General features: G+C 45.7%; 6 protein-coding genes. All 6 read right to left on the bottom strand.

The genetic code is table 11. The annotated features are described in order from the left end of the window. Positions 1 to 52: 52 nt before the first annotated feature. The 6 genes from IPH66_17760 to IPH66_17735 all read right to left on the bottom strand — a co-directional run bounded on the left by IPH66_17760 (position 53) and on the right by IPH66_17735 (position 12988). Positions 53 to 607 (bottom strand): hypothetical protein, encoded by a 555-nt coding sequence (locus tag IPH66_17760; protein ID MBK7131184.1) that lies wholly within the window; start codon positions 605 to 607, stop codon positions 53 to 55. A gap of 79 nt (positions 608 to 686) precedes the next feature. Further along, positions 687 to 6545 carry a gliding motility-associated C-terminal domain-containing protein gene (locus IPH66_17755; protein ID MBK7131183.1) on the bottom strand — a complete coding sequence of 1953 codons (5859 nt, stop codon included), beginning with the start codon at positions 6543 to 6545 and terminating at the stop codon, positions 687 to 689. A gap of 11 nt (positions 6546 to 6556) precedes the next feature. Further along, complete coding sequence (locus IPH66_17750) at positions 6557 to 7810, bottom strand: hypothetical protein (protein MBK7131182.1); 1254 nt, start codon at positions 7808 to 7810, stop codon at positions 6557 to 6559. Next, positions 7791 to 10817, bottom strand: coding sequence for a hypothetical protein (locus IPH66_17745; protein ID MBK7131181.1), 3027 nt, complete (start codon positions 10815 to 10817; stop codon positions 7791 to 7793). Before IPH66_17745 ends, IPH66_17750 begins: the two co-directional genes overlap by 20 nt. A gap of 26 nt (positions 10818 to 10843) precedes the next feature. Continuing rightward, the gene (locus IPH66_17740) at positions 10844 to 12481 is read right to left on the bottom strand and encodes a CUB domain-containing protein (GenBank protein ID MBK7131180.1); all 1638 of its coding nucleotides are present in this window, start codon (positions 12479 to 12481) and stop codon (positions 10844 to 10846) included. A 51-nt stretch (positions 12482 to 12532) separates the two neighbouring features. Then, positions 12533 to 12988 carry a hypothetical protein gene (locus IPH66_17735; protein MBK7131179.1) on the bottom strand — a complete coding sequence of 152 codons (456 nt, stop codon included), beginning with the start codon at positions 12986 to 12988 and terminating at the stop codon, positions 12533 to 12535. Positions 12989 to 12991: the final 3 nt, after the last annotated feature.

Below are 12991 nucleotides of genomic sequence, written 5' to 3'. Positions count from 1 at the left end.
TTTTAGCATGATAGCGGAGATAGTAACAACTACTTTTTCTAATAAAAATCTTTTATCGTGGGCTCTCTTTTGTATACTGATCAATGACAAAATCCTTTACTTCAATATTCAATACATTGTGTAGTTTTTGAATATCTTTTAATGCAGACTTATAATTTTCGCATTCTGCCAGCAGAATTGATTTTACATTTTCACCGGCCAAGTTTATTTCAATTGAACGATGCCTGTGTCCGCCACCTGATAGCGGCACACCGCCAACGGAATTGTATTGTGCTGAAAGGCATAAATATTTGTATGGCTCAAGTGATTTCCACGCGCCTATTTTTTTACCCAATCGCTTTTTATATCTTCTGAATTGTCGGGTATTCATATCAAATTCTATTCCCTCAATGCCCATGAACAAATTGACTAATATGCCAATCAGAATCGCTATGAATACAAAAGAATAAACTTTCGAGTTAAAATCAATTGAATTACTCTTTGCTATGATAATTAATGAAAGACCGCAACCAATAATTAAAAATCCAGAAAATGTCGGCAAAAAACCTCTGAAATATGCCCCGAGTTTTAATTCGTAAAATCCATTCTTATAATTTTCTAATCTCATGTTAAAATACGCCACTCAAATATAAAATAAAAAGAGGCCGCACTTAACTGCAGCCTCTTAACTTTTTTGTGCTTGTTTTTTATTTCAATACTGTTACGTGTCCTCTGTGACGGTGACGTTTGTCTGATTTGTTATCTCCAAATTCAATCTGCCATACATACACTCCATCCTCCACCAATCCTTGACTTCCATAAGTACCATCCCAGCCTACAGTTGAGTTGTATGATTCAAACACAATCTCTCCCCAGCGGTTGAAAATGGTTAGGTGATAATCATACGCATCAAAGCCTGCTGTAAATACCGGATAGAACGTATTATTATTACCATCTCCGTCAGGTGTAAATACATTTGGAACATAGAAAATCAACACATCCTGCACTTCAATAGTTGCTGTTGCAGTGTCTGAACATCCGGCATAGTTTGATGCAACCAGTGTTACAGTGTACTCCATGTTTCCAATTTGAGGGAAAGTATGCTCCGGATCTGTTTGCAATGAACCTGATCCATCTCCAAAATCCCAAACATAATTATCTGCATTTAGTGATTCATTGGTGAATTGTACCACCGGGCTGTCTATCGTTACTGTTGTATTATCCATGGTGAAATTTGCCTCTGGTTGTGCTATTACAGTAATATAATCTGCATAGCTTGCTGATGAAGTACATCCTTCAAGTGTTGTCACTGTCAAACTCACATCATAAACACCTGGGGTGAGGTAAGTATTGCTCACCGAGCCACATCCTGACGTTGCATTACCGTCTCCAAAATTCCAAGTACAATTGTCACCTGCAGGTATTGTTTGATTGGTAAAGTTTACTGTCAACGGATCGCACCCTATCAAAACATCCCCCATAAACACCACATCCGGAAGCGGATTAACAACCACGTCTACCTGATCGGTTGATGAACATTCTCCACCACATTGAGTAGCCGTTACAGTATAGGTTGTTGTGCCCACCGGTGGCGTGAATGCAGTGCTGTTGATTACTCCGTTATCCCAGCTAATAACCGCAGCATCCGGATTACTTGCTGTAAGGGTGACTACTTCTCCTTCGCATAATGTAACATCAACTCCTGCGTTTACTGTCGGTGTGGTTACACCAATAATAATTTGTTGGGTCACCGTAATTTGATTGCCGCAGTTATCTGTCACGCTATATGTTCGCGTGATGATTTCTCCGTTGCAGGTGTTGTTGTCTGATGCATCTGATACCCACGCTACAACCGGTGATGCCGTGCAGTTATCCGCCTCATCTATCACCACCGATACGTTTGGTGCCGGTACACTTGATGCACATGATACATTGATTGGGGCAGGGTTAGATGCCGTTGGATTGGTGATATCATTCACAATGATTTGTTGTGTGACCGTGATTTGATTTCCGCAGTTGTCCGTTACACTATACGTTCTTGTAATCGTCTCAGGACACGTATTGCCATCTGATACATCACTCACAAATTGTACAAGTGGTGATGCCGTGCAGTTGTCGGCCTCGTCGATAACAACTGCAGGGTTTGCTGCCGGCACATCTGCTATACATTCTACCGTCACTGATGCCGGATTCGACGCCGTTGGATTGGTGGTGTCATCCACAATAATTAATTGTGTTACGTTGATTGTATTTCCACAATCGTCCGTGATGCTATACGTTCTTGTTATCGTCTCTGGACAAGTATTCCCATCTGATACATCACTCACAAATTGTACATCCGGATTTGCCGTGCAGTTGTCTGCTTCATCTGTAATTAACGTTACATCAGCCACCGGTACATCGGCTATACACTGAACCGCAATATTCGCCGGTGCTGTTCCCGTTGGGTTGGTAATATCATTCACAATGATTTGCTGTGTTACCATGATTTGGTTGGCACAGTTGTCCGTTACACTATATGTTCTTGTAATAGTTTCAGGGCAGGTATTGCCATCTGATACATCACTCACAAAAGCAACTGTCGGTACTCCTCCATTGTCCGCTTCATCTATCACAACCAATGGATCTGGCACAGGTACATCTGCTATACATTCTACCGTTACCCCTGCCGGGTTCGATGCCGTTGGCAAAATGATGTCTGATACAATAATGGTTTGCGTTACCGTAATTTGATTACCGCAGTTATCCGTTACGCTATATGTTCTGGTAATCGTCTCTGGACAAGTTAATCCATCTGACACATCACTTACAAAAGTCACCGTTGGATTCAGTGTGCAGTTGTCTGCCTCATCTATCACTACCAATGGATCTGCTGCTGGTACATTGGCTATCACATCTACCGTAACACTTGCCGGATTGGATGCTGTTGGATTAGTTGTATCATCTACAACAATAGTTTGGGTCACGTTGATCGTATTTCCACAGTTATCCGTTACACTATAGGTTCTTGTTATGGTCTCAGGACAAGTATTGCCATCACTTGCATCACTCACAAAAGCTACTGTTGGAACTGAGCAGTTGTCTGCTTCATCTATCACTACCAATGGATCTGCTGCCGGTACATCTGCTATACATTCTACCGTCACTGATGCCGGATTCGACGCCGTTGGATTGGTGGTGTCATCAACAATAATTAATTGTGTTACGTTGATTGTGTTTGAGCAATCATCCGTGATACTATAGGTTCTTGTAATAGTCTCTGGACAAGTATTACCATCTGATACATCACTCACAAATTGTACATCCGGATTTGCCGTGCAGTTGTCTGCTTCATCGGTAATCAACGTTACATCAGCTGCCGGCACGTCCGCTATACACTGAACAGTAATATTTGCCGGGGCTGTTCCCGTTGGGTTAGTGATATCATTCACAATGATTTGTTGTGTTACCATGATTTGGTTAGCACAGGCATCCGTTACTGAATACGTTCTTGTGATCGTCTCTGGACAAGTTAATCCATCTGATACATCACTCACAAATGCAACGGTCGGTACTCCATTATTGTCCGCCTCATCTATCACCACCGTTGGGTCCGGTGCTGGTACATCTGCTATACATTCTACTGTAACAGGAGCCGGATTTGACGCCGTTGGCATGATTGGATCAGTAATCAAAATTAATTGCGTTACCGTAATTTGATTGCCGCAATTGTCCGTTACACTATATGTTCTTGTAATAGTCTCCGGACACAAGTTGCCGTCCGTTACATCACTTACAAAAGCTACCGTTGGGTTCAGCGTGCAGTTGTCTGCCTCATCTACAACAACCGTTGGATCCGGCGCCGGGGCAGGACCGCCGGGAACTGTTATGCTTGCCGGGTTTGATGCCGTTGGATTGGTTGTATCATCTACAACAATAGTTTGCGTTACTGTGATCGTATTGCCACAGTCATCCGTAATACTATAGGTTCTTGTAATGGTCTCAGGACAAGTGTTGCCATCGCTTACATCACTTACAAAGGCTACCGTTGGATTTGCTGTGCAATTGTCTGCTTCATCGGTAATCAAGGTTGGGTCTGCTGCAGGGACATCGCCTATGCACTCAACCGTTATGTTTGCCGGGGCCGTGGCGGTTGGGTTGGTGGTGTCATCAACAACGATGGTCTGTGTTACGTTGATCGTATTTGAGCAATCGTCCGTGATACTATAGGTTCTTGTAATAGTCTCTGGACAAGTATTCCCATCTGATACATCACTCACAAATTGTACATCCGGATTTGCCGTGCAGTTGTCTGCTTCATCGGTAATCAACGTTACATCAGCTGCCGGTACGTCTGCTATACACTGAACAGTAATATTTGCCGGGGCTGTCCCCGTTGGGTTAGTAATATCATTCACCATGATTTGTTGTGTTACCATGATTTGGTTAGCACAGGCATCCGTTACTGAATACGTTCTTGTGATCGTCTCAGGACAAGTTAATCCATCTGATACATCACTCACAAATGCAACGGTCGGTACTCCATTATTGTCCGCCTCATCTATCACTACTGTTGGGTCTGCTGCCGGTACATCTGCTATACATTCTACTGTAACAGGAGCCGGATTTGACGCCGTTGGCATGATTGGATCAGTAATCAAAATGGTTTGCGTTACCGTAATTTGATTGCCGCAATTGTCCGTTACACTATACGTTCTGGTAATAGTCTCAGGACACAAGTTGCCGTCCGTTACATCACTTACAAAGGCTACCGTTGGGTTCAGCGTGCAGTTGTCTGCCTCATCTATCACCACCGTCGGGTCCGGGGCCGGGACAGGTCCGCCGGGAACTGTTACACTTGCAGGGTTTGACGCTGTCGGGTTAGTTGTATCATCTACAACTATTGTTTGGGTTACCGTGATCATGTTGCCGCATGCATCCGTGATTGAGTACGTTCTTGTGATTGTCTCAGGACAAGTATTGCCATCACTTGCATCACTTACAAAAGCTACTGTTGGAACTGAGCAGTTGTCCGCTTCATCGGTAATCAAGGTCGGGTCTGCTGCAGGGACATCTGCTATGCACTGAACGGTAATGTTTGCCGGTGCTGTCGCTGTTGGATTGGTGGTATCATCCACCACGATGGTCTGTGTCACGTTGATCGTGTTTCCGCAATCATCCGTGATACTATACGTTCTTGTAATGGTCTCAGGACAGGTATTACCATCTGATACATCACTCACAAAGGCTACAACCGGGTTTGCCGTGCAATTGTCTGCCTCATCAGTTATCAAGGTGACATCCGACACTGGTACATCAGCTATACATTGCACCGTAACGTTCGCCGGTGCGGTTCCTGTTGGGTTAGTAATATCGTTCACCGTGATAGTTTGTGTTACCAGTATCACGTTGGCGCATGCATCCGTTACTGAGTACGTTCTTGTAATAGTCTCTGGGCATGTGTTGCCATCTGATACATCACTCACAAAGGCTACTGTCGGTACTCCGTTATTGTCCGCCTCATCTATCACCACCGTTGGATCCGCTGCCGGTACATCACCTATACATTCTACCGTTACAGGGGCAGGATTTGACGCCGTTGGCATGATTGGGTCGGTAATCAAAATTAATTGGGTTACCGTGATTTGATTACCACAATTGTCCGTTACACTATACGTTCTTGTAATCGTCTCTGGACACAAGTTGCCATCTGTTACATCACTCACAAAGGCTACTGTTGGGTTCAGCGTGCAGTTGTCTGCCTCATCTACAACAACCGTTGGATCCGGCGCCGGGGCTGGGCCTCCGGGAACTGTTATACTTGACGGGTTTGATGCTGTCGGATTAGTTGTATCATCTACCACGATTGTTTGTGTTACCGTGATGGTGTTTCCACATGCATCCGTGATTGAATAAGTTCTTGTTATGGTCTCGGGGCAGGTGTTGCCATCGCTTGCATCACTTACAAAAGCTACTGTCGGTACTGAACAGTTGTCCGCTTCATCGGTAATCAATGTCGGGTCAGATACAGGTACATCAGCTATACATTGAACCGTGATGTTTGCCGGGGCGGTGGCGGTTGGGTTGGTGGTATCATCAACAACGATTGTTTGGGTTACGTTGATACTGTTGCCACAATCGTCCGTGATGCTATACGTTCTTGTAATAGTCTCAGGACAAGTATTACCATCTGACACATCACTCACAAATTGTACATCCGGATTTGCTGTGCAGTTGTCTGCTTCATCGTTAATCAACGTTACATCAGCCGCCGGTACGTCTGCTATACACTGAACAGTAATATTTGCCGGGGCTGTCCCCGTTGGGTTAGTGATATCATTCACCGTAATAGTTTGTGTTACTGTGATTACATTGGCACAGTTGTCCGTTACTGAATACGTTCTTGTGATCGTCTCTGGACAAGTTAATCCATCTGATACATCACTCACAAATGCAACGGTCGGTACTCCATTATTGTCCGCCTCATCTATCACCACCGTTGGGTCCGGTGCTGGTACATCTGCTATACATTCTACTGTAACAGGAGCCGGATTTGACGCCGTTGGCATGATTGGATCAGTAATCAAAATTAATTGCGTTACCGTAATTTGATTGCCCCGCAATTGTCCGTTACACTATACGTTCTTGTAATAGTCTCAGGACACAAGTTGCCGTCCGTTACATCACTTACAAAGGCTACCGTTGGGTTCAGTGTGCAGTTGTCTGCCTCATCTACAACAACCGTTGGATCCGGCGCCGGGGCTGGGCCTCCGGGAACTGTTATACTTGACGGGTTTGATGCTGTCGGATTAGTTGTATCATCTACCACGATTGTTTGTGTTACCGTGATGGTGTTTCCACATGCATCCGTGATTGAATAAGTTCTTGTTATGGTCTCGGGGCAGGTGTTGCCATCGCTTGCATCACTTACAAAAGCTACTGTCGGTACTGAACAGTTGTCCGCTTCATCGGTAATCAACGTTGGGTCTGCGGCCGGAACATCACCTATGCACTCAACCGTGATGTTTGCCGGGGCCGTGGCTGTTGGGTTAATATTGTCATTAATCACAATAGTTTGAGTACACGTTGCCGTACTGCCACAATCATCTTGTATACTATATGTCCTTGTTACTGTTTCAGGACAAGTATTGCCATCTGATACTTCGCTCACCAAAGTAAAACTTGCCGTATTGATGGTGCCTCCCACCGATGAGGATGAACCTCCCGCTGCCACAAATGCAGCATAGTTTGCATAAGCCGGTTGTTCTGTAATTGAACATACAGCCGTGAGGTTACCCGGACATGTCAGCGTTGGAAGGGTATTAATTACACTGATGGTAAATGTTTGTGGAGTACCACTGCATCCACTTAATACCGGGGTTACTGTGATAGTCGCGGTTGCTGTTGTTCCAGGTGTTGGATTTAATCCCGTAAACGAAGCGATATCACCACTGCCGCTTGCTGCAAGACCAATACTTGTATTGTTATTCGTCCAGTTGAAAGTTGCTCCTGCGGTACCTACAAATGTTACTGCTGTGGTTGCCGTGTTTGCACAAAGGGTTTGATCCGCTGGATCGGTTAGCGTTGGTATTGGATTTACCGTAATAGTAAATGTTTGCGCAGTACCCGTGCAGCCTGCCAAGGTTGGTGTTACTGTAATAGTTGCCGTTACCGGGGTGGTGCCTGCATTAATAGCTGTAAATGATGCTATGTTTCCACTTCCACTTGCTGCAAGACCGATTGAAGGCGTATTGTTTGTCCAGTTGAATGTAGCTCCTGCTGTACCCGTGAATGTTACTGCTGTAGTTGCCGTGCTTGCGCAGAGTGTTTGGTCAGCTGGATCGTTCACCATTGGAGGGTTTGGATCTACTAAAGTGATCAACGTTGCACTCGTGCTCACACATGATCCCATGCTCACTTAAGTTAGTGTACGCTCCGGCATTAAGACCCGTTATCACTATTGATCCTCCCGCATTAGAGGTCATCGCTAATGGTCCAACAGGTACGCCGTCATCTGTATAACTCACGCTATATGCCGTACTGGCTGCTAATCCCGTGATCGTTATGGTTCCGTCTGTGCCGGTACAAATGGTTGGGTTGGTGCCTGCAACTGCAATCACCGGATTTGGATTCACTGTAATGGTAAATGTTTGTGGGGTACCTGTACATGGTCCAAGTACCGGAGTCACGGTAATGGTTGCCGTTACTGGCGCACCTGTGCCATTGATTCCCGTAAATGATGCAATATTGCCTGTGCCACTGGCTGCAAGACCTATGCCTGTATTGTTGTTTGTCCAGTTAAATGTCGCTCCGGCTGTACCCATAAAGTTTACAGCTGTTGTTGTTCCTCCTGCACAAACACTTTGATCTGCAGGATCTGTAACTGTTGGTGTTGGGTTGACTGTAATGGTAAATGTTTGTGGAGTGCCGGTACATGGGCCCAATACCGGAGTTACAGTAATAGTTGCTGTTATGGGAAGCGCTGTTGCATTGGTGGCTGTGAATGATGCTATATTACCGCTGCCACTCGCTGCTAAACCTATCGCTGTATTGCTGTTCGTCCAGTTAAACGTGGCTCCCGCTGTACCTGTGAAGTTCACCGCTGTCGTTGCGTTGCCAGAACACAAAGTCTGGTCCGCCGGATCTGTCACCGTTGGTGTTGGGTTTACCGTAATAGTAAATGTTTGTGGAGTGCCTGTACATGGACCCAATACCGGAGTTACAGTAATAGTTGCTGTTATGGGAAGCGCTGTCGCATTGGTGGCTGTGAATGATGCTATATTACCGCTGCCGCTTGCTGCAAGACCAATACTTGTATTGTTATTCGTCCAATTGAAAGTTGCTCCCGCTGTTCCGGTAAAGTTTACCGCTGTAGTAGCATTGCCTGAACACAAAGTTTGATCTGCCGGATCAGTTACTGTTGGAATTGGATTTACCGTAATAGTAAATGTTTGCGCAGTACCCGTGCAGCCTGCCAAGGTTGGTGTTACTGTAATAGTTGCCGTTACCGGGGTGGTGCCTGCATTAATAGCTGTAAATGATGCTATGTTTCCACTGCCGCTTGCTGCAAGACCGATTGAAGGTGTATTGTTTGTCCAGTTGAATGTAGCTCCTGCTGTACCCGTGAATGTTACTGCTGTAGTTGCCGTGTTCGCGCAGAGTGTTTGGTCAGCTGGGTCGTTCACCATTGGAGGGTTTGGATCTACTAAAGTGATCAACGTCGCACTCGTGCTCACACATGATCCCATGCTCACCTGGAAGTTAGTGTACGCTCCGGCATTAAGACCCGTTATCACGATCGAACCTCCCGCATTAGAGGTCATCGCTAATGGTCCAACAGGTACGCCGTCATCTGTATAACTCACGCTATATGCCGTGCTGGCTGCTAATCCCGTGATCGTTATGGTTCCGTCTGTGCCGGTACAAATGGTTGGGTTGGTGCCTGCAACTGCAATCACTGGATTTGGCGTAACTGTAATCGTAAAAGTCTGTGGTGTTCCCGTACAGCCGCCTGTGGTTGGAGTAACCGTTATTGTTGCTGTAATTGGAGCTCCAGTACCGTTAACTCCTATAAATGATGCAATATTTCCTGTACCACTTGCCGCAAGGCCAATACTGGTGTTATTGTTGGTCCAGTTATATGTTGTACCGGCTATCGATCCGGTAAAGTTCACCGCCGTGGTTGATCCTCCTGCACAAATACTCTGGTCAGCCGGATCTGTAACTGTTGGTGTTGGGTTGACTGTAATGGTAAATGTTTGCGCAGTACCCGTGCAGCCTGCCAAGGTTGGTGTTACTGTAATAGTTGCTGTTACCGGGGTGGTGCCTGCGTTGGTGGCTGTAAATGATGCTATGTTTCCACTGCCGCTTGCTGCTAGACCGATTGAAGGTGTATTGTTTGTCCAGTTATATGTTGTCCCTGCAATTGCGCCTGTGAAGTTTACCGCAGTTGTTGCCGTGTTCGCGCAGAGTGTCTGGTTGGCTGGGTCGGTTACTGTTGGTATTGGATTCACCGTAATAGTAAATGTTTGCGCAGTGCCCGTGCAGCCACCCAAGGTTGGTGTTACTGTAATAGTTGCTGTTACCGGGGTGGTGCCTGCATTAATAGCTGTAAATGATGCTATGTTTCCACTTCCACTTGCTGCAAGACCGATTGAAGGTGTATTGTTTGTCCAGTTGAATGTAGCTCCTGCTGTACCCGTGAATGTTACTGCTGTAGTTGCCGTGTTCGCACAGAGTGTCTGGTTGGCTGGGTCGGTTACTGTTGGTATTGGATTCACCGTAATAGTAAATGTTTGCGCAGTGCCCGTGCAGCCACCCAAGGTTGGTGTTACTGTAATAGTTGCTGTTACCGGGGTGGTGCCTGCATTAATAGCTGTAAATGATGCTATGTTTCCACTTCCACTTGCTGCAAGACCGATTGAAGGTGTATTGTTTGTCCAGTTGAATGTAGCTCCTGCTGTACCCGTGAATGTTACTGCTGTAGTTGCTGTGTTCGCGCAGAGTGTTTGGTTGGCTGGGTCGGTTACTGTTGGTATTGGATTCACCGTAATAGTAAATGTTTGCGCAGTGCCCGTGCAGCCTGCCAAGGTTGGTGTTACTGTAATAGTTGCTGTTACCGGGGTGGTGCCTGCGTTGGTGGCTGTAAATGATGCTATGTTTCCACTGCCGCTTGCTGCTAGACCGATTGAAGGTGTATTGTTTGTCCAGTTATATGTTGTCCCTGCAATTGCGCCTGTGAAGTTTACCGCAGTTGTTGCCGTGTTCGCGCAGAGTGTCTGGTTGGCTGGGTCGGTTACTGTTGGTATTGGATTCACCGTAATAGTAAATGTTTGCGCAGTGCCCGTGCAGCCACCCAAGGTTGGTGTTACTGTAATAGTTGCTGTTACCGGGTGGTGCCTGCATTAATAGCTGTAAATGATGCTATGTTTCCACTTCCACTTGCTGCAAGACCGATTGAAGGTGTATTGTTTGTCCAGTTGAATGTAGCTCCTGCTGTACCCGTGAATGTTACTGCTGTAGTTGCCGTGTTCGCACAGAGTGTCTGGTTGGCTGGGTCGGTTACTGTTGGTATTGGATTCACCGTAACTGTAACAGTTTGTGGCGTTCCAGGACATCCACCGAAACTGGGTGTAACCGTGTAAGTAACTGTCTGCACTGATGAAGTTGTATTAGTGAGGGTGTTGTTTAGTGTTGAAGCAGTTTGAACAGTAGTGCTTTCACCAGTAACATTTCCATTTGCTGTTGCAACCCAAGTGAAGGTTGAACCTGGAATAGTGCTAGTAAGAGGAATGTTAACAGTTCCGCCACTACAAATAGCAGCGGTGCTTGGACTGGTCATTGTGTTTGGCGTAGGAATGTAGATTGTGATTGAGCCGTTACCCGTGTTAGAACCAGGATTACAACCCCCGCCAGAAGGAACCAAACTTGAACCGCCACCGCCGCCGCCACCGCCAATAAGAGTAGTCATATTGATATTATCACTACCGCCGCCGCCGCCGCCATAGTATCCGCCGCCGCCGCCGCCGCCTGGGGCATAGCCATAATTAATATCAACTCCACCAACTCCACCTTGACCAAAAGTTCCAGCGCCTCCCCATCCACCTCCTGCAGTCCAAGGCGGACCAGCAGCTCCGCCTGCAGAAGTTGTTGCACCACCACCACCAACACCAAAAGGACTTGTCCCCGCTTCACCTGAAGCACATCCTCCATAACCCCCCTCACCATAATCATCACCGCCACCGTCTCCGCCGCCGCCGCCGGCGACGATCAACGCATTAGCCATTCCACCCGGAGGTGCGGAAATGTACGATGCTCCCCCTCCTCCGCAACCTTGATATCCTGCAATGCTTGAATTTTGACCTGAACCTCCTCCTCCATAACCTGCGGCAGGGCATCCACCCTGACCTCCAACAACAATTTGCAAAGTCTGACCTGGAGTAACAGTAATTGTTCCTGTAACAGTTGCACCCAATCCACCAGGACCACCACCTTGTGCTCCCTCCACCACAACTGTAAGGCTAGTTACACCGGCAGGAACTGTATAGCTTTGAACACCTCCCGTGTAATTAAAAGTTACGGGAGTCCCACACGGTGGAGGAGGTGGCGTGGAACAAGAAATTGTTGCTGCCCATCCTGGATACCCTATTATAAAATCCGAGGAAAAAACCAGGGTTAAACACTCACCACTCGCCGTAATTGTTCCGGGACTGGCAGCACCAGTGTAGGTTCCAACGATAGGAGAACCAGTTGTTGGTCCATCATAAATAGTTAAAAAATCATATCCACTTTCAATGCTGAAAGAAGTAAAAGTCAATATGACCGGATTACCAGGGGTACCAGAGCAAATTGTTTGAGTATAGAATTCTGAGCTCAAATAATTTCCTGCTGAACCACCACTATCATAAAAAGTACCTGAACACGCAGTAATTGTTCCATTACCCATGTTATAGGTTTGAGCATAGTTAAAGTTAACTCCTGTAAAAATTATAACTGCAGCTAGTATCCAGTTTTTTATTCTCATATGAAGTAAATTTTTTGAGTCAAAATCCAAATTTTTTTTAATCCCGCTACACTATTTTTGAAGTAGGCCATTTATGTGATCAACTGAATATAATACCAACACGAATTCAGTTCCTGCCAATTTTATTATAACATCTTCTTTTTGGCTTATATCAATCTTTAGTAAAAGAATATTCAATATTCCCTGCTCGAACATCTGCATGAGTTCAATTGAACTAATGGTAGTTTCAATTCCACCTGATTTTATTTGAAAATCATCCATTAATACCGCATCAAGATGTCGCTCTTCGTTGTATTCCATTATCGCAAAACCCTTGGTAACCCGAGTTTGTAAAAAAAGTATAAGGCCCGGATTGTTTTGCTTTTGCATTTCAAATTGCTCAACTGTTCCAAAAAATTCAATGATTTTTTCGTCTGTAGTTTTGACCTGTGTGTTGCCTGTACTAGAGATCATGATTCCCAGCACTAGGCAGAAAATAAAATGGATTTTTGATAGTTGACGATTCATAGG

It is taken from the genome of Crocinitomicaceae bacterium, from assembly GCA_016708105.1.
Taxonomy (GTDB): domain Bacteria; phylum Bacteroidota; class Bacteroidia; order Flavobacteriales_D; family Crocinitomicaceae; genus JADJGJ01.
The sequence above is the reverse complement of the archived record's forward strand: the minus strand, read 5'-3'. Positions and strand labels throughout refer to the sequence as shown.

Excerpts from the sequence above, each read along its gene's own strand:
- IPH66_17740 (MBK7131180.1), bottom strand. The coding sequence starts at position 12,481 with ATGAGAATAAAAAACTGGATACTAGCTGCAGTTATAATTTTTACAGGA.
- IPH66_17750 (MBK7131182.1), bottom strand. The coding sequence starts at position 7,810 with ATGGTGAACGATCCAGCTGACCAAACACTCTGCGCAAGCACGGCAACT.
- IPH66_17760 (MBK7131184.1), bottom strand. The coding sequence starts at position 607 with ATGAGATTAGAAAATTATAAGAATGGATTTTACGAATTAAAACTCGGG.
- IPH66_17735 (MBK7131179.1), bottom strand. The coding sequence starts at position 12,988 with ATGAATCGTCAACTATCAAAAATCCATTTTATTTTCTGCCTAGTGCTG.